Below are 18,938 nucleotides of genomic sequence, written 5' to 3'. Positions count from 1 at the left end.
TGTTTTGCCGCCATTGTGTTTCAGGTGGCTATGTCACGCGACATTTCACGCGACATTTCATGCGACAGCTATTACATCACCGTGATTTTCGGGCTCAATTAGCGCCCGGTGAAGTGCAGCCACTGCAGCATCGTAATCATCTTCGTTGATGATGCACTGCATTTCCACCTGACGGATCGACTGGTGAATGGCTTGGATGCTGATGTCAGCGCCTGCCAGTGCGGCGACTGTCTTGGCCAGAATACCCTTGACCTTCAGATCGGAGCCGATGGCCGAGACGATGGCGATATTGTGCACGTGCACTTCCGCCATGGGGTACTTTTCCTCGATCAGGCGTGCCGCTCTGTTGATCATCTTCCGTGAGCCGGAGGCGTAATAGGTAATGCTGTTGGCGTCGGAGTCCTTGTTGACTACATACAGCTTGAGCTGCTTGAGCAACTTGGTTATCTCGATATCGTAGGCCACGTCACCGAGCATCTCCTGGTCAAAGACCTCCAGGCCAAAAACGTCCTTGCGACCGGCAATAATCTCTACGCAGGGCTTCTCGCTGCAGTAGTCCTGACTGATCAGAGTACCTGCGTGGTCGGGTTCGAACGCATTCTTGATGCGGAGCTGAATGCCCGCGCGACGTAATGTGCGTGCAGCCTTGGGGTGTATTGCTTCCATACCCAGATTGGATAACTGGTCGGCCACATCGTAGTTGGTACGACCAATGGTGACCACGTTATCCAGGCCTACCAGGTTCGGATCGGCGCTGGAAAGATGGTATTCCTTGTGAATCACGGCTTCGCGCGCGCTGGTAGTGGCAGCAATCTGAGCGAAAGTGATCTCACTGTACCCGCGGTCAAAGGTATTCATCTGACCTTCGCTGCAATGTGTGTAGCCTGTGGCAACCACCAGCTCCTTGCTAAGGTCGATCCCGGCGAAACTGTCCTTGATCATTTCCAGAAACGGCTTCGGTTCAGCCTGATTCCAACCTGTGAGGTCGACCAGGCGTGCATTGACGCCGTACTTCTTCAAGGCCAGTACGGTATTGAAAGCACTGTGAGCCTCACCCAGTGAAGCCAGCATTTCGCGTACTTTCATCAGGTGTTCTGTAAGCTGAAAGTGACCGTAGGTGCACAGCTGCTGCAGGCTGAGCATGCAATCTCGCACGTCGCCTATGCGGCCTTCTATGAAGCGATCTGCTGCCTGACGCTCATATTCACCGCTGAAGAGTTCAGCGTTCTTGGCTTGCATGCTGACCAGTACTGCATCAAGCGCATCCAGCCAGGCATCTTCATTCTGGGCGTCGGCGAATCGCTCGTACACGCCGGGCTCACCGGACTTTTTGTGTTCCAGCAGCAGGTTCGTCATGCCGCCGTAGGCGGAAACGACGAAAACACGGTTGTACAGCTCGCTTTTTTTACGGTCACCGATGAAAAGGGAGTCTAGTACTTCGTCGAAGCGACTCATCGAGGTGCCGCCGATTTTTTCTACTGTATGCATAATTCTCATTTTGCGTTGGTGAATGTTGCTCGCATCCCTGGAAGGGTGCGGGTGACTTCTTACCAACGGCTTCAGCCGTCACTGCCAGCAGGGGCATATAATGCGCTCTTGGCAGACGCCTACTACATGCGCCCCCGCTGGAAGCTGGCAATCAGCCAGAAACGCTATCGTCAACCGGATAGACGCCGTCCTTGTCATGCACTTCCTTGCCGCTCAATGGCGGATTGAATACGCATGCCATTTTCATGTCGGTCTTGCCGCCACGAAGCCAGTGCTCATCGTTCTTGTCAAGAATATATAGCACGCCCGGCTCGATTTTGTAGACCTTGCCATCAGAAATGGTCTCGATCTCGCCGTCACCGCTCATGCAGTAAACCGACTCCAGATGATTCTTGTACCAGATGTGCGTTGTGGTACCGGCATAAATGGTGGTGATGTGGAAGGAAAAGCCCATGTTGTCGTCCTTCAACAACATACGGGTACTTTCCCAGTTATCCGACTTGACCCGGCGATCCGAGGCTTCGCAGTCCTTCAGTGTACGTACGATCATATTATGTTCTCCTCAAGACGCCTGTTCGGCGATTTCCTCATTCATGACTTTCGCGAACGCTGCGTCGAGAATCGTCATGGCCTTGTCAATCTGTTCTTCGGTAATAACCAGCGGTGCAAGGCATTTGACGACCTGGCTGTGATTACCGCTGGTTTCAATGACCAGGCCGTGCTGGAAGGCTTCGCGGCAGATAGCTGAGGCTATCTCGCCGTTGGGGCAGCTGATACCGACCATCATGCCGCGGCCCTTGACGAACAATGAATCAGGGCCATGCTTGCGAACGATCTTCTGCATGCGGTCCTTGACCATCTTGCCTTTGGCCTGGACGCTCTTGGCGAATTCATCAGTGGTCCAGAAGTGTTCCATGGCTGCAGCAGCAGTTACAAAGGCCAGGTTATTGCCTCTAAAAGTACCGTTGTGCTCGCCCGGTTCCCACTGGTCCAGCTCGCGACGCATTACGACCACCGCAAAGGGAAGACCGTAACCGCTCAGCGACTTGGACAAAGTGATGATGTCAGGCTGAATACCCATGCCCTCAAAGCTGAAGAACGTGCCGGTACGGCCACAGCCTGCCTGGATGTCATCAGCGATCAACAACATCTCGTGCTTTCTGCAAAGCTTTTGCAGTTTGCGCATCCATTCTGCGGATGCGGTGTTAAGCCCGCCTTCGCCCTGAACCACTTCAACGATAACTGCAGCTGGCTTGTCTATTCCGCTGCTGGGGTCGCTAAGCAGTTTGTCCATCATGGAGATGGTATTAACGCCTTCACCGAAGTAGTTGGCATAGGGCATGCGGCTGACGTCGGTCAGCGGGACGCCTGCGGCACCGCGGTGGTGTTGGTTGCCTGTTACAGCCAGAGCACCGACGGTAACGCCGTGGAAGCCGTTGGTAAAACTGATGACGTTATTGCGGCCAGTCACCTTGCGGGCCAGCTTAAGGGCTGCTTCAACCGAGTTGGTTCCGGTAGGGCCACTGAATTGGGTAACGTAATCACCAAAACCGCGCGGCTCAAGGATGATCCGATGGAACGCTTCAAGGAAGGTTTCCTTGGCGCCGGAATACATGTCCAGGCCGTGAGTGATGCCGTCTTCGGCAATGTAGTCGATCAGGGCCTTTTTCAGGACCGGGTGATTATGACCGTAGTTCAGCGTTCCGGCGCCGGCGAGGAAGTCGATATAGTGCTTGCCTTCGCTGGTGATCAGTTCTGCGCCGCGTGCCTGTTTGAACAGGACGGGGAAGGAACGGCAGTAGCTACGGATGCCGGATTCATGTTTTTCGAATTGTTCGAAGGTGTTCATGGTATCTCCTGATTTCAATTTCTTAGGCAGTCTTGATTGCAAAAGGTCCTGCGCGATAGAGCACTTCGTCGTCATGCTTACCGCTGAAGTGTTCTGCGCTGGAAAAAAGAACGCTGGTTGCATACTCGGCGCCGAGCTCACGGAAGGCTTTCTTGAACAGCGCTTCGGAACCTTCGTTACCGGGTGAAATCGTAGTTTCGATGTGGTCAACGCCTTCTACTGCAACGCGTTTGACCAGCGTCATCAGCATTTTCAGCGCCAAGCCTTGACCGCGCATCCGGCTATCTACTGCTACTTGCCAGACAAAAAGCGTATTGGACCGGTTGGGTGGCCGGTAGCCGGAAATGAATCCAACCAGATCTCCCTCGTCGGTGAGGGCAGCGATGGCGGTATCGCGAAAATCACTGCACTGCAAAAGGTTGCAGTAAACCGAATTGGTGTCCAAAGGCTTACAGCGCGCCACCAATTCATTCAGGGCGAGACCGTCTGTGGCCTCTGGTTTTCTAAGTGTTACGGGTGTCTGCGTCATGGGTGTCCAATATTTACGTGTAAATACTTTATACATGATAAACATATATGAAAAATTATCTCAACCCGCTGTTAAAGGTGCGTACAGGGCAGAATCCTTGCTCATATAATATTTATAGCTGTTAAATAGATTCGTCATATTAGTGTGCATAGCAGCATTGTCCAAGGGCTGCAGCAGTTCTCTGGGAGCGGTCCGGAATACGCGAATTGGGTGCTCACTATCGTATTGAACCCAGTTGCACAGGTATGATTCTGAAAATATGACCAAACCGAGGATTCCCTAATGGGCCTCAGTACTAGCCTTCGGACACGTCTCGCCGCTCTTATCGCGTTGATCGTGGCCCTGCTGAGCTGGCTGCTTGGCTCCTTCATCAATGCTGACCTGTCCCAGCGGCTGCGCGAGGAGTCGGGCCGCGAGCTGGTGGAGCTGGCCTATCAGATGGGTGACCGGCTGGACCGTGATATGGCAACGCGCGCTGCCATTCTTGAGGTATTTGCTCAGCTTGATGCACTTCGCGAGCCGAGATCGCGTGAGGAGCAAATGCGCTTGCTCGACCAGCTCGGCACCAAGATGCCGGCGTTGGCCTGGATAGGCCTGCTGGATCCCGAGGGAACAGTCTCGGTCGGAAGCAATCGGGTCCTCGAGGGCGTCAATATCTCCCACCGTCCAGTCTACCGTGAGGCCCTGAATGGGCTTTTTATTGGCGATGTGCACGAGGCGCTTCTGCTCCAGAGTCTGCTGCCCAACCCCTCTGGCGAGACTATGAAGTTTGTCGATATCAGTTGGCCCATTCGTGATGCTGACGATCAATTGTTGGGCGTGCTCGCTGCCCATCTTTCCTGGTCCTGGGCCGGGGAGATCAGCCGATCACTGCTGCGAGCCACTCAACAGCGACGGGGAGCCGAGTTTTTCGTCCTGGCAGCTGACGGTTCTGTCTTGCTTGGCCCCAAGGGATGGATCGGCCAACAAGTTGAGGGTTTTTTGCCCGTCTCGGGCCGGGAGCCGGCGGGTCTGTGGCGAGTCGTCGAGTGGCCAGGGGAGGCTAAGTACCTCACGGCTATGGCTTTTGCCGATGGCCACGAAGATTATGCTGGCCTGGGGTGGGTAGTGGTAGCGCGTCAGCCTTTGGCTATTGCCGATCAACCAGCCGATGATGCGCAGGCTTTCATATTTATCGCGGGCTCGTTACTGGCATTGGTCTTTGCTATCGCGGGCTGGTTGCTGAGTAGTTATCTGACAGCCCCGCTCAAACGCATTGCCAAGGCTGCCGACCGGCTTAGTGCAGGACAGTACGCTCAGATTCCGGTTATCAAAGGAGTGCGCGAAATCGAGACGCTCGGCGCTTCGATCCGGCACCTGGTGGATGCATTGGGACACCAGGAAAGTCGGCTCGATGAGATGTCCGAGCTGGCACTTACCGATAGCCTCACTGGCCTGGCTAATCGCGCGGCATTCGAGCGTTTTCTGCATCGCCACGACGGTTCCCTTCCCTTGGCCCTGCTATTTCTCGATCTGGATGGCTTCAAGAAGGTCAATGACGAGATGGGGCATGCGGCAGGTGATGAGTTGTTGGTGGTGGTAGCCGAACGACTGCAGTCCAAGGTGAGGGAGGGCGATCTGCTGGTGCGCCTGGGCGGCGACGAATTTGTCATACTGCTGGCCCCTGGTGCGGGCGAAATCCAGCGTATTGCTCGCCAGCTCGCCGAGCGTATCCTCAAGGCGGTCAGTCTGCCAGTCATGCTGGAGGCGGGTGAGGCTCGGGTGTTTTGCAGTATCGGTGGTGCCTTCTGGCCTGAAGACGGTGCAACCCCTGACGATGTGCTTGAGTGCGCTGACAAGGCGCTCTACCGGGCGAAGGCGAAAGGCAAGAACGTAGCGGTTTTCAGTACGGAATAGGGCCGGATGGCAGCGGCACCGTGAGTGCCGCTGCCAATTGCGCTCTAAAGCGTAAAGCCGCCATCAATTGGAATGATATTGCCGGTCATGTAGGCGCCTGCAGTGCTGGCCAGCATGATAGCCAGTGCGGCCATCTCATCCTCGCGCCCCCATCGTTTCATTGGAATGAACTTGCAGTCTTCTGCTAGTGCCGCCGGATCGTTCTGGATGTGCCCAGTCATCTTGCTCGGGAATCGCCCTGGCGCAATAACGTTGACGTTGATGTGCTCGCCAACCAGTTCCTTGGCCAGCATGCGCGACAGCTGATGTACCGCTGCCTTGCTTGGGCCATAGGAGTAGGCCTGCTCGCCGAAGGCGCTGATGCCAGCGACAGAGCCGATGTTGATGACGCGCGCCGGATTTGCGTCCGAGCCCGCTTTGCGCAGTAGGGGTAGTAGCTGCTGGATGCAGCTGAATACCGAGGTCACGTTCAGTTGCATGACCTTTTCCCAGCCCTTGACTGGGAAGTCTTCCAGAGGTGCGCCCCAGCTGGTTCCTGCATTGTTGACCAGGATATCCAGTTGCTGGCAGTGCGGCTGTAAATCGGCGTATAACTGACGGGCCCCTTCTTCGGAAGAGAGGTCGGCGCTAAGCGCCAGGCACTCTCCGTACTGTCCCAGTTCCTTGGCTGTTGCCTCGCACTCGTCAAGCTTGCGGCTGCAAATGATGACGCGGGCGCCGGCTTCCAGAAACCCCTTCGCAATCATCTTTCCGATTCCACGGCTGCCGCCGGTCACCAGTGCTGTGCGACCAGCAAGGCTGAAATATTGCTGCATGATAATGCTCCTTGATCTTTTTGGCCCTGCGGCCCCATTAGGTGACACGCACATTAGCGGTTGATGGGTATTGCGGCCAGAGGGTGAGGGCCTTCATCCAGATGGTAAATAGGCTGCTATCGGGCTTTGCGGGCAGGCGGGGTTGGCGGTTTTGCTTTATCCTATAGCCTGTTTTCGAGTTTCAGGGGTCTAGAAGACCCTAATTCAGGAGGTGGAATAAATGGTGTCACAGCGACGTTCGCGCAAGGAAGACGCATCAGACTGGACGGTTGCAGACAGCCGCAGCGTTTTCGGAATCCGTCATTGGGGTGCCGGCTATTTCAATATCAATGAACAGGGCCATGTAGATGTGATGCCCCGCGGAGCCGATGGCCGTCCGATTGATTTGCACGAGCTGGTTTCCCAGCTGCGCGACAGCGGACTAGACCTGCCGTTATTAGTGCGTTTTCCGGACATTCTTCAGGATCGTGTACGCCAATTGACCGGTGCCTTCGACCGCAGTATTGCAGAGCTCGATTATGGCAGCGGTTACACGGCGCTTTACCCGATCAAGGTTAATCAGCAGGAGGCTGTGGTCGAGAATATCATCGCCACCGAGAACGTCTCTATCGGCCTGGAGGCTGGTTCAAAGCCAGAATTGATGGCTGTGCTGGCATTGGCGCCGAAGGGTGGCACCATTGTCTGCAACGGTTACAAGGACCGCGAATTCATCAACCTGGCGCTGATCGGGCAAAAGCTGGGTCATAACGTGTTTATCGTTATCGAAAAGGAGTCCGAGGTTCGGCTTGTCATCGACGAGGCCGAAAGGTTGGGTGTTACGCCGCAGGTGGGTCTGCGTGTGCGGCTATCATCGCTGGCTTCGAGCAAGTGGGCGGATACCGGTGGAGAAAAATCCAAGTTCGGGCTCTCCGCTGCGCAACTTCTGCGAGTGGTCGAGCAGTTCCGGGGTGCTGGACTGCAGGACGGTGTGCGCCTGCTGCACTTTCATATGGGCTCTCAGATCGCCAACCTGGCTGATTACCAGCATGGATTCCGCGAGGCGATACGGTACTTCGGTGAGCTGCGCTCCCTCGGGTTACCGGTGGACCACATCGATGTGGGTGGTGGTCTGGGTGTCGATTACGACGGCACACATTCGCGCAACGCCAGCTCTATCAATTATGACGTTGGCGAGTACGCGCACACGATCGTCAGCATGCTCAAGGATTTCTGTGAGGAACAGGATTTGCCTCACCCGCACATTTTTTCTGAAAGCGGACGGGCAATGACGGCCCACCATGCCGTGCTGGTGGTGCAGGTAACCGATGTGGAAAGACACAACGATACGGTACCGCCGATCGAGGATATCGACAGCCTGCCTCAGGTGGTGCGCAATCTTGTCGGACTGCTTGATCACAATGATATCGAGATGGTTACCGAAACCTACTGGCGTGCTACCCACTACATGAGTGACGTGGCGGCCCAGTATGCTGAGGGCAAGCTGAACCTGTCTCAGAAGGCCCTGGCCGAGCAATGCTATTTTGCCCTTTGCTCACGACTGCATACGCTACTCAAGGCGCGTCAGCGCTCGCACAGGCAGGTGCTCGATGAGCTGAACGACAAGATGGCTGACAAGTACATCTGCAATTTTTCCGTGTTCCAGAGTCTGCCTGATACCTGGGCAATTGATCAGGTGCTGCCGATCATGCCGATCAATCGCTTGAACGAGGAGCCCATGCGCCGTGCGGTACTCCAGGACCTGACTTGTGATTCGGATGGCAAGATACGGCACTACGTAGACGAGCAAAGCATCGAGAACAGTCTGCCGGTCCATGAACTACGCGAGGGCGAAGACTACCTGCTGGGCATTTTCATGGTGGGGGCGTATCAGGAGATTCTGGGCGACATGCACAACCTGTTCGGTGATACCGATTCGGTGAACGTGTACCTGCGCAGCGATGGCACGGTCGTCCATGGTGGTATCGAGACCCACGACACCATTGAGGATATGCTGCGATACGTGCATTTCGAGCCCGATGAGCTGGTTACTCGCTACCGCGACAAGGTTGCCGGTGCGAAGCTTACGTCGGCCGAACGAGCGCGTTTTGTCGATGCGCTGCGCCTTGGTCTGACCCGCTCATCCTACCTGACCGCTGAATAAGGCTGCCTGGCTGAACAATGGCAGGCCTCTTGCGAGGCCTGCCAAAGACTCAGAAACGTTGCTGCCATTGTCCCATTAGAATCTGCATGGGTGCGGCGTCCGCCTGATGGCCGGGCTCCCGGATTCCTAGCCAGGACAGCTTGATGTCCCGGTTTCCCGGCAGACGCTTGCGCCAGAACGCTTCAAGATTCATCTGACGTCCGTCCGGCGCCAGATTCAGGGCGAAAGATTGCATGTCGAACAGGTTGCCGTTGTATCCGGTGGCAATCTTGACGTTTGCGCTGGCGGACTCGACCCGCAAAGGCTGCTGTAATACCAGCCCCCAGTCTTCCATACCCTGGGTATAGGCTCCGGAGAGCAACCAGCTGCTGCTGACGATTGGACCCAGGTCACCGAACAACCCCGAGCCCTCTATCTGCGTCTGCCCCAGATAGCCTGCATGCTCGAATGTCAGTGCGCCAAGATGCATCTGGCCGCGCACACCGGTGTAAAGCGTCTGGCTGGCGCTAGACAGGTCAAATGCACCGCGCCCGCTACTGCCGAACAGGCTGTCCCGGCCTCGCAAATAACCGGCTTCGAGGGTCGCTGCATAATGATTATTGGCGGCGCTCAGCCCGATGGATATCCCGTGACGGAAGGCACTGGCAGCGCTGGTGACTTCAATACTCGCGCTGCCCAGCGGTAGACGCTGACGGATGGCCAGGGCCTGCTCGCCTTGCTGCTGTAGCCAGAATGGTGATGCCAGGCCAGCATCCAGTTGGCTCAATCCCACTCGGGACGATCGACCATCAAGCATATCCATGCTGTCGACCTGGCCAACCGAAAGAGATTGGCCGTTGCCCTGACGCAACGTTATTACCAGGCTGTCACTGCGACCCTCCCCGGCAAACCGGGTAAGACGTTGTTGTCCGTTGATTTCAGTAACCTGACTGCGGCTCAGCCGGCTGAAGCCGCGGGCGCTGTCATAACGGAAATTTCGGGGTAATAGAAATTGACCGAGATCGAGGGCGAAGCCGGCGTTCAACTGGTCGGTAGTCATCACCTGCAAGCCGGCGAGGGGGTTGGTTGCACCGAAGGGCGCGCCCAGAATCAGTGCGGAATCACCTATTGGCATAGCGGCGCCGTTTGTACCAACCAGAGTCAATCCACCCACCGGTCGGGTAGCCAGCTCCAGATCAAGCAAACCCTGCCCATACAGGCTGGTATCCGCGTAACGGCCTTCCTTGTTTGCCGTGTAGAGAAGCCGCTGTACTACTTGCGCGCTGGACAGTGTGGGGAATGCCTGACTGACTACGGCCAAGGCTCCCGTTACTGCCGGGGTTGCCATCGATGTGCCGGAAAACCTGCCATAGCGGTTATCGCCCAGATTGATGCTCGAGACGATATCAGTTCCTGGAGCAACCAGGCACCACTGTGCGGCATCGCCACAAGCGCTGGAAAATGAGGAGAGCGCACCGGTATCCGAATCCACGCTTGCTACGGCGATCCAGTGGTTTTGCAGTTCCGGATACAGCGAGGGTAGCGCAGCAAAGACCAGCGGCTGGCTGGCTGATTCGTTGCCAGTTGCCCAGACATAGACGCGTTGATCGCTCACGCCGGTGCGCCACTCGGCAAGTAGTGCCGGAAATGCAGCCTGGATGGTGGTCCGACCTGCCTCGGCCGCAGTGGTATCGACACCCCAGCTGTTATTGAACCAGCGGGCACCATTGTTACGCGCCCAGGCAAAGCCCGTTGCCAGTTGTTGGTCTGTGGCAGTGATTTCGTCGGCGTCGTTGGTGAAGCGCACGTTCAGCAGTTGTGATCCATAGGCGTAACCCACGGTTCCCGTATTGTCGCGCCGAGCGGCCAGAATACCGGCCACATGAGTGCCATGGTCGCCGCTGTCGCTGCCGGCCTGGGCGGTGGTCTGATTGGTCAGTACGTTATAGTGGCCCGCGATCTGACCGTTCAATTCAATGTGCGTACTACGTATACCACTGTCGATTATCGCTATGCGGCTACCTTCGCCAGTGAAGCCGCGGTCATGGGCCACATGCCCATAGGTGAGGTTATAGCCATTGGTAAAGGTATGCTCAGAGGGCAGTGGCAGTAGCTTGTCAGCAGGGTTCTCCGGCCCGGGCTCGGGTCCATAATCCGGCGCTGGGTCCGGATCTGAGGGAGTGGGAGCGGGCTCTTCGTTGGGTGGCGTCACTGGCGCGGTTGGCGGAGTCGGCAGGCCGGGATTCTGGTCAATAACTGGATCCTGTACCGGCGCGCTGCTGCCACCGCCGCCACCGCCGCCACTACTCCCGCCAACTGCCGCAGCAACGCCAACAACGGCCGCACCGCCCAGCAACCAGCCCGTGCTCAGGCCGCCTGTGTTGCTGTCGGCGGCAGGTGGTTTGGATGTAGAGGCCAAGCCGTTATAGCGGTCGTACAACATCTGTTCGAGCAGGGCGGATTGGGCGGTGCTGACCAACCCGAGTGTTTCCACATAGACCGAAAGACCGGATTCGCGACTGCGGTTTATGATCGCAGATGCAGTATTGATTAAGGCCTGATCCGATTGTGATGCAGCGTTGAGCAGGTTCTGCAGCTCGGCTGCGCTTATGCGGTTCTGATAGCCCGGATAATTACCTGCTGCGCTGATTGCATCGGCCAGCGACGGGCCGCTCTGCTGGGCCAGGAGAACGGAGGGGCAGGATAGAGCCAGAGCAGAGGCCAGGTAAGCCAGACGCAACGAAAAAGGCGGCATGGTGAATTCTCTTATCGGTTTTTATCTGGCAAAACCATATCAGAATCACATTACAACTTTCTTGTACCGCCGGACCTCTGTTACACAATCTGTGACCGGTGACCGATATTTCAGTCCGCCCAGCCTCCGCAAACCGGGAATACCTGGCCGACGAAACAGTTGGCGGCATCACTGCAAAGATATGCGGCGAACTGCGCATCCTCATCTGCCGAGACCAGGCGTCCCAGAGGTACCTCGCGTTTAATACGTTCCTGAAAAGCGGGATTGCTCTGAATTGACTGCGGAAAGTAAGTCGGATTGTCGACAAAGTTCTGGGCAATCGCATTGACCTGGATGTTGTGTTTCGCGACTTCAACGCCGACTGAGCGCACGTAGGCCAGCTGCGCGCCCCGCGCGGCACTGTAGCTTGAGGCCCGCTTCATGCCGCGCAGGGCCGAGGCGCTGCCCATAAGCAGTATCTTGCCCTGTTGGCGCTCGATCATGCCCGGCAGTACGGCGCGAACCAACCGTTGCAGTGGATCGACCATCCGCTCGAACATCAGCCGCCATTCGGCATCATCTGCCTGTTCGGCCGGAGTTGAAGGGGCGGGCACGCCAAGATTGATAAGAAGTACATCCAACTCCCCGCTTTGCGCAATCAGCTCGTCTGCCGCGTGGGTCTCCTCTAAAGTCGCAGTGCTGGAGATGACGTCAGCACCACAGCGAAGAAGCGTTTCCATGAGCACCGGACCCATGAAGACATCGGCCTGGGTCAGTAAAATACGTTTGCCAGCTAGATCGGGAAAAGCCATCGGGATGCTCCAGTTGTGTCCGTTGCTCAATAATGCGCTCGCAGGAAGGCAGTAAGCAGCTCGTTGACCTGTTGCGGCTTTTCAGCCTGAATCCAGTGTCCGCAATCGGCCAGCACATGCTGCTCTACCAGCGGTACTACAGAGGGCATCTTCTTGATTGTATAGGCTTCCAGCTCACCTACCGGATCCTGATCGCCGATCAGAAAGAGCGCTGGCTGCAGTATCTGTTGACCGGCAAGGCTGGCAGTGCGTTCCCAGTTGCGTTCGAAGTTGCGATACCAACTGACCGGGCCGTGGAAGCCACTTTGCTCGAAGGTCTTCACATAGACCTCGAATGCCTCTGGCGGGCACCAGGCGGGAGGGCTTCCAGCATCAACTCGATCATCCAGCCAGCGGCTGTCAGCCGGTTTGTCTTGGACCAGCGTACTGCCTCCCGCGGTGCTCGACATGCCGTGCATCATTACGCGCATGGTTCTCGGTATATCCTCGGCCATTTCCGCCTCGGCCAGTCCGAGTTTTTGAAAGTACAGCATGTAGTGGAACTGATCCTGGTAAAGCTCACGCATTACTTCGATTGCCGGTCTCTTGGGACGTCCGCCAAAGGGGACTGACATACCACAGACAACCTTGACACGAGTGGGCTCCAGTAATGCCAGATGCCATGCGATGGGTGCACCCCAGTCATGTCCGATCATGGCCACCTGTTGATGGCCCAATACATTCATGGCTGCCTGAATATCCGCGCAAATGGTGATCAGGTCGTAGGCGCCAGGGTCGGCCGGGGCGCTGGATTCACCATAGCCGCGCATTTCAGGCACATGCACCCGGTAGCCCGCATCTGCCAGTGTGTCGAGCTGATGGCGCCAGGAGTACCAGCACTCGGGAAATCCATGCAGTAGCCAGACCGGAGCACCATCAACCGGCCCCGCCGTATAAAGACTGAGACGGATTCCGTTTACATCGAGCATCTGGTGTTCAGTTGGGCGCATGGTTACTCCGGATCGCGGGAAGGTGACGAATAACCGGTACTATCGCAAACATCGGTTTGCCGCGCCGCTGCATTCACTGTTCGAAGAGCTCGCCATGCATAGGGGCTATGGGTCTATATACTGGGCAGGGAAAGGTCCTCACCCTCTTCCATGAGCTCCTGATAGCTGAGATCGAGCTTCTCCAACAGGCTCTGGCTACCCATGGATGACTGACGGGAGACGATCATGCGTAGTGGAACCCAGTGCAACGGCTTGTTGTTCAGTTTCAGGTCGGGCCGCATACGCAGCGCCTGCTGCATGGGCGCTCCGTAGTTCAGCAGAAACCGGGCTCTGTTACGCTCAAGCATGCCGATGGCACCGCGGTGGCTGTGAGTGCGTTGCACTCTTATGCCGTTGGCTGGGTTATCAATCACGGCGAATAGCGAGGGCCAGTAGTCATAGCCAGTGAGCATGATCAGATTTTCGTGGCGCAGATCTTCTGGCCAGGCCGGAGCAGGCGTGCCGTCGCGGAAATACAAGTTGATGCTGACATAGCCGAGCAGTTGACGACTCACCCAGGTATGTTCTGCCAATTCCGGTTTGCCCTCAACGCCTGGCCATATATGCACTGTCCCGTCCTGCAGGTTCTGGACCAATCGTGCTATGGGCAACACGAGGTACTCGGTCTGGTAGCCAGCCTTCTCGGCTATTTTGTTGATAAGCGGTATAAACATTCCCGCAGGCTGACCAGTTTCATCAAGGAAGGAATAGGGGGGGAAATCGATCATACCCACGCGAAGCAGCTGACGAGTATTGTCCGTTATGGAGGGAGTGAGGGCAGGCGATACCTCAAGGTTGTCCTGCTCATTTGCGAGAACCCCCGACGTGCCAAGTACCAGACAGCAAAGCAATAACAGATTGCGCATTGTGTTGGGACGAACTCCGTCGAGCCAGTTTCGCAGGGCGCAAGGTGATTAGCGTCCTGATCCTGCGCATCACCTTAAGTGCTTTGCCCCGCGCGCCAAATCGCCCAAAAGGGTGGTTGGCCGCAGGGCGCGCGGGTAATGGATAGACCTTCAAGGCGATGAAAGGTATCGAAAAAGGCTCAACCTGTAATGCGTGAGACTGCCCTCAAGATCAGATCACACCAACGGCAATGAGCAGCGCGCCAATGCTGACGACAAGCGCAATTATGCTGATAACCAGACTGATTTTGGCGGTGTTATCAGGTGCCTGTGCCGGTGACTCCGCCAGCGGTTCTGTCATGGCAAGTACCGTACGTGCGGGAGCCGATGCACGAGCTTCGACCACCGGGACGGTAGGGTCAGGTACACCTTGAAGTAGCTGCATCACACGCTCGACCAGATGATGATCAAAACGATAAGGGTCAAAGGTATCGAACCCATGCTCCTCCAGGAGCTTGAGCATGTGCTCATCGACAGGTACGTATTTCATTGACCAGTCAGGGAATGAAAGACGCTTTATAGGCTCACTGGCGAGGACTTTCAGATCCTTGTGACGAGGGTCCTTGAGCAGGGTTTTATAAAGCGCCTGCACCTTGGAGGTTTCGCCTTCCAGACACTGGAAAAAGCAGCCATCACCGTAGTACAGCATGCCGACCAGTCCGTTCTTGCGATTGTTGGCACGCGAAGTCGATAGTATCCGTGCGACCGTAGGTTCGATTCCGTCATTAGCTCTGGATATGGGGAAAGTGGCGCGACTTATATAGACAATGCGAATCAGATCGGTCATTAGAGCACCTGGGTAATCTTCGTTTTATTCAGAGCAGGATAGGCTGTAACGGTCTTGAAAAGGTATTGGTTGTATTTCAAGAAACGTCCATATTCCGGACTCCGCAGCGCGGGATAGATGTAGTTCTGATGATTGAAGATGTTATTCGTTCCTGACTGACAAATGAAATTGTCCGCCTTGCGCCTCCAGGGGCTCAAGCAGGCTTTGACAAAGGTGCAAGTCAGACAACAGGCCAGGCACATCGGCTTGAGCCACAGTACCACTTACGCCCCGCTCCAGATGGTGCGCGGCCGCTTCGATACTCGCCATGCCAAGGGCCGCAGGGTGCCACACAAGATCCTCGATCGCCAAAATCATGCCGGTCTCGGGATCGGCTTCGATTTCCCTTGGCGTGTCGCGAGCCAGCAAACTGGCTGCATCGTCCAGTTCGAGCAGGCTGATGTCGACAAATTCACTGATCTTACACACACCCAGGGTGCGACATAGCTCGTCGAGCGCAACCAGGTGCCTGAGGATGTGTGCCAGATTGTTTGGGTCCTGCTCAAATTCACGGTCATGCAGTGTGGTCAGCTGCAGTCTGTCGGGCATGGTAGGTCCTGAACGGAGAGATTGATCACGCCAGCTTACCCTACCTCGGTTACCTCATAAACCAGCACAGGTTCGCGCCAGCCACCGCCCAGTGCGCGGAACAGGTCAACGCTGGCAAGCAGCAGGATTGCTCGTTGCTGAATGAGCGTATCCTGACTCTGATACCAGGTGCGTTGCGTATCCAGTAAGGAAACAAGGTCGATGGAACCGGCCCGATAGCGGATTTCCGCCAGGTTGAATGCCCGTTCGGCTTCGGTGGTAGCCAGCTCCAGATACTGGTAGCGCAACTTTGCCTGCTGAACCGCGCCAAGTGCGGTATCGGTTTCGCCGAGCGCGCCGAGCAGGGTTCTGCGATAGTCGACCAGGAGCTCCTCCTGGCGAGCACGGGAAACGTCTATCTGTGACCTGAGAGCGCCACCATCGAAAATCGACTGGGCTAACCCTGCGGCCAATGTCCAGCCAGTTGTCGGACTGCTTAGCAGCGTACCAAGCGCGGCGCTTTGCACCCCTAGCTGGCCGGTAAGGGCGATGCTGGGAAACAGCGCCGCCCTGGCTGCAGTCACATTGGCGTTGGCAGCGACCAGGCGCGCCTCGCTGGCGCGAATGTCCGGGCGGCGATTGAGCAATTCGGCCGGTAAACCGACGCCTACCTGCGGCACAGCGATGTCGATAAGGGCTTCGCCTGTGGGCAGCTCTGCATCGGGTGCTTGGCCGAGCAGCAATACCAGGCTGTTGCGCAATTGCAGAGCTTGTTGTTCGAGGCCGGGCAGGTTGGCACGCAACTGAGCGACCAGGGTGCGTTGCTGGCTGACCTCAAGGCTATCGGTTGCTCCAAAGCGGTAGCGTGTCTCGACCAGTTTAAGTACCCGCTCGGCATTAGCCAGGCTGTTGCGGGCCAGCGTCAGGCGCTGCTGGTTTTCCAGAATCTGTAGCCAGTTGCTGACAACGCCCGCCTGGATGCTGATTGCCAGGGTTTGGGCGTCGTATTCACTGGCCTGCAAGGTGGCCTGCGCTGCGTCGGTAACAGCCTGATTGCGCCCCCAGAAATCCAACTCGTAACGGGTGGTCAGAGCCCCGCCATAGGCCGTTATACCGGTATCGTTATTACCACTGCGGTTCACATCTGTACTGGCTGTGAGCTGCGGTGACAGCGATGCGCGGGCCTGACGCAGTTGAGCTTCAGCCTGGCTAAGCCGACTGGCAGCAGTGGCCAGATCCAGATTGCCGGCAATCGCCCTGACCAGCAGTGTCTCCAGTGCGGGGCTCTGGTACTGCCGCCACCAGTCTGTCTCGGGCCATGCATTATCAGTGGTAGCTGCACTCCATTGTTGGGGGGCAATCACCGCCTGCTCAGGCATGGGAGTGGTCAGGCTGCAGGCGCCCAGCAGGAGTGCCGGCAGAAAAAACAGAGAGGATCTAGTCAGCACTGAGGGCCACCACGGGGTCGAGATTGGCCGCCTTGTGGGCGGGCATGTAACCAAATATCAGGCCGGTAGCAAAGGCGCATCCAAATGCCAGCAATACAGGCCCTGGAGTGAACTCAATTGCCGTCCCCAGCGCTTGCAGGCCCGCAGCAAACGCGAGGCCGAATGCAACGCCAAGCAGGCCGCCGAGGGCTGACACCACCAGAGCCTCGACAATGAATTGTTGAAGAATGTGCCGGGTGCGCGCTCCAGTGGCCACCCTGATACCAATCTCGCGGGTACGCTCCGTCACGTTGACCAGCATGATGTTCATTACACCGATACCACCGACCAGCAATGAAATAGCGGCGATCGAGCCGAGCAGAACAGTGAAGGTATTCTGTGTGTCCGCTACGTTTTCCAGCAGGGAGGCCATATTGCGAATCTGGAAGTCTTCGACACCGCCGTGGGCCTGAAGCAGAGTTTGTCTCAGGGTTTCCTGGGTCAGATCTGCCTGGGCCAGATCATCGATCATTACCGTGATCGAGTTCAGATGACGCTGACCTATGAGTCGCAGGCTACCCGTATTCAGGGGAACGAAGAGAACATCGTCCTGGTCGGTACCCCAGGGTGTGGCGCCCTTCGGGGCCATAACGCCGATGACCTGAAACGGCACGTTGTTGATCAGCACATACTCGCCGATTGGATCCACTTCGGCGTCGAACAGATTATCGGCCACGGTAGTGCCCAGCACGGTGACAGCCGCATAACGACGGTTATCCTCTTCTTCAAGAAACACGCCGCTGGCCACCGGCCAGTCGCGGGCGAGCGGCAGGGCCGGGCTTGTGGCGGTTATCTGCGTCTGGTAGTCAGTGTTGCCGGCCCTGAGGGTAGCCCGCCCGCTCATCTCCGGTACGGCGGCGATCACGTTATCGATTTGGCTGGCCAGCTCAGCATCCAGAGGCATCAGCGTATTGGTTGAGCCGTCCTGGGACCTGCGGGTATTCGGCGCGCCTGGTCGTACTAACAGCAGATTGGTGCCCAGGGAGCTGATGCGCTCAATGACTTCCTGGCGTGCGCCATTACCCACTGCCAGCATCACTACTACCGACGCCACGCCAATAACGATGCCCAACAGTGTCAGTACGGTGCGAAAGACGTTCGCGCGAAGGGCTCGAAATGCCATTCGAACTGCTTCTCCTGTGTCAGCCAGGGTTGAGGCGACGGCTTTTTCGCGGAGTTCTTGCGTAGCCGAAGAAGGGGCATCCTGCGCGGTTTCGATGGAGAGCGATTCGGGCACACTACCACTGTCGCGAACGATCCTTCCGTCACGCATTTCGATCAGACGTTGGGCGTGACTGGCGACATCGGCGTCATGGGTGATGATGATGACTGTCTTGCCTTGACTGTGCAGTTGGGCAAGCAGTGCCAGTACATCCTTGCCGCTCTGGCTGTCCAGCGCACCGGTTGGCTCGTCTGCGAGAATGATCTGAGCATCGTTCATCAGCGCGCGGGCGATGGATACACGCTGCTGCTGACCACCGGAGAGCTGGCTGGGCTTGTTGCGCAGTCGCTCGCCCAGTCCCAGGCCAGTCAAGAGTGACTCGGCCCTTTCCCGCCGTTCGAGTCGTTGAAGCCCCGCATAGATGGCCGGCACTTCAACATTCTCCGTGGCGCTCGCTGAGGCAATCAGGTGATAACTCTGAAAGATAAACCCGAATGTCTCGCGGCGCAGCCGAGCCAAATCGTCGCGCCCAAGGCTCGTCACATCCTGGCCACGTAGCAGGTAACGGCCGGTAGTGGGGCGATCGAGGCAGCCAAGCAGGTGCATCAGGGTCGACTTGCCGGAACCCGAGGCGCCCATAATAGCGACAAACTCACCCTGCCTGATCTGCAGGTTGAGATCATGCAGAACCGTGGTTGAAAGCTCGCCGTTACGATAGGTTCTGCTGATGCCCCGTAGATGAATGAGTGAGTCTGCCATA

Annotated in this window: 15 protein-coding genes; 2 read left to right on the top strand and 13 right to left on the bottom strand. The window is 56.9% G+C overall.

Going from position 1 to position 18,938, the window contains the following annotated elements; genetic code table 11:
- Positions 1-57 precede the first annotated feature (57 nt).
- The 4 genes from AAC076_RS10160 to ectA form a co-directional block, all read right to left on the bottom strand.
- Positions 58-1,488, bottom strand: coding sequence for an aspartate kinase (locus tag AAC076_RS10160; RefSeq protein WP_339845134.1), 1,431 nt, complete (start codon positions 1,486-1,488; stop codon positions 58-60).
- 151 nt (positions 1,489-1,639) lie between these two features.
- The gene (locus AAC076_RS10155; RefSeq protein WP_150278465.1) at positions 1,640-2,038 is read right to left on the bottom strand and encodes an ectoine synthase; all 399 of its coding nucleotides are present in this window, start codon (positions 2,036-2,038) and stop codon (positions 1,640-1,642) included.
- Between the two features lie 12 nt (positions 2,039-2,050).
- On the bottom strand, positions 2,051-3,337 hold the full coding sequence (gene ectB, locus AAC076_RS10150) for a diaminobutyrate--2-oxoglutarate transaminase (RefSeq protein WP_339845130.1): 1,287 nt from the start codon (positions 3,335-3,337) through the stop codon (positions 2,051-2,053).
- 22 nt (positions 3,338-3,359) lie between these two features.
- Positions 3,360-3,866: a diaminobutyrate acetyltransferase gene (gene ectA / locus AAC076_RS10145; RefSeq protein WP_339845128.1), complete on the bottom strand. Its 507-nt coding sequence runs from the start codon at positions 3,864-3,866 to the stop codon at positions 3,360-3,362.
- Between the two features lie 282 nt (positions 3,867-4,148).
- Here ectA and AAC076_RS10140 point away from each other — a divergent pair, with 282 nt between their 5' ends.
- Positions 4,149-5,762 (top strand): GGDEF domain-containing protein, encoded by a 1,614-nt coding sequence (locus AAC076_RS10140; protein WP_339845127.1) that lies wholly within the window; start codon positions 4,149-4,151, stop codon positions 5,760-5,762.
- A gap of 44 nt (positions 5,763-5,806) precedes the next feature.
- On the opposite strand, the gene AAC076_RS10135 is transcribed toward AAC076_RS10140, so the two are convergent.
- Positions 5,807-6,577: a RhlG family 3-oxoacyl-ACP reductase gene (locus tag AAC076_RS10135; RefSeq protein ID WP_339845125.1), complete on the bottom strand. Its 771-nt coding sequence runs from the start codon at positions 6,575-6,577 to the stop codon at positions 5,807-5,809.
- 223 nt (positions 6,578-6,800) lie between these two features.
- On the opposite strand from AAC076_RS10135, the gene speA reads away from it, so the two are divergent.
- On the top strand, positions 6,801-8,717 hold the full coding sequence (gene speA, locus AAC076_RS10130) for an arginine decarboxylase (RefSeq protein ID WP_339845202.1): 1,917 nt from the start codon (positions 6,801-6,803) through the stop codon (positions 8,715-8,717).
- A gap of 49 nt (positions 8,718-8,766) precedes the next feature.
- On the opposite strand, the gene AAC076_RS10125 is transcribed toward speA, so the two are convergent.
- The 8 genes from AAC076_RS10125 to AAC076_RS10090 form a co-directional block, all read right to left on the bottom strand.
- Positions 8,767-11,451 carry a S8 family serine peptidase gene (locus tag AAC076_RS10125; RefSeq protein ID WP_339845123.1) on the bottom strand — a complete coding sequence of 895 codons (2,685 nt, stop codon included), beginning with the start codon at positions 11,449-11,451 and terminating at the stop codon, positions 8,767-8,769.
- 110 nt (positions 11,452-11,561) lie between these two features.
- A complete protein-coding gene (locus tag AAC076_RS10120) occupies positions 11,562-12,242 on the bottom strand; it encodes an SDR family oxidoreductase (protein WP_339845122.1) in 681 nt (226 codons plus the stop codon).
- 26 nt (positions 12,243-12,268) lie between these two features.
- Positions 12,269-13,231: an alpha/beta hydrolase gene (locus AAC076_RS10115; RefSeq protein WP_339845121.1), complete on the bottom strand. Its 963-nt coding sequence runs from the start codon at positions 13,229-13,231 to the stop codon at positions 12,269-12,271.
- A 113-nt stretch (positions 13,232-13,344) separates the two neighbouring features.
- Entirely contained in the window at positions 13,345-14,136 is a 792-nt protein-coding gene (locus tag AAC076_RS10110) for a transporter substrate-binding domain-containing protein (protein ID WP_339845119.1), read from the bottom strand.
- 211 nt (positions 14,137-14,347) lie between these two features.
- Positions 14,348-14,962, bottom strand: coding sequence for a BLUF domain-containing protein (locus tag AAC076_RS10105; RefSeq protein ID WP_339845117.1), 615 nt, complete (start codon positions 14,960-14,962; stop codon positions 14,348-14,350).
- Between the two features lie 141 nt (positions 14,963-15,103).
- The gene (locus tag AAC076_RS10100; RefSeq protein WP_339845114.1) at positions 15,104-15,550 is read right to left on the bottom strand and encodes a hypothetical protein; all 447 of its coding nucleotides are present in this window, start codon (positions 15,548-15,550) and stop codon (positions 15,104-15,106) included.
- A gap of 35 nt (positions 15,551-15,585) precedes the next feature.
- Positions 15,586-16,977 carry an efflux transporter outer membrane subunit gene (locus AAC076_RS10095; protein WP_339845111.1) on the bottom strand — a complete coding sequence of 464 codons (1,392 nt, stop codon included), beginning with the start codon at positions 16,975-16,977 and terminating at the stop codon, positions 15,586-15,588.
- Positions 16,967-18,937: a MacB family efflux pump subunit gene (locus AAC076_RS10090; RefSeq protein WP_339845109.1), complete on the bottom strand. Its 1,971-nt coding sequence runs from the start codon at positions 18,935-18,937 to the stop codon at positions 16,967-16,969. The genes AAC076_RS10095 and AAC076_RS10090 overlap by 11 nt, the downstream gene beginning before the upstream one ends.
- Position 18,938 lies beyond the last annotated feature (1 nt).

It is taken from the genome of uncultured Halopseudomonas sp., from assembly GCF_963977355.1.
Taxonomy (GTDB): domain Bacteria; phylum Pseudomonadota; class Gammaproteobacteria; order Pseudomonadales; family Pseudomonadaceae; genus Halopseudomonas.
The sequence above is the reverse complement of the archived record's forward strand: the minus strand, read 5'-3'. Positions and strand labels throughout refer to the sequence as shown.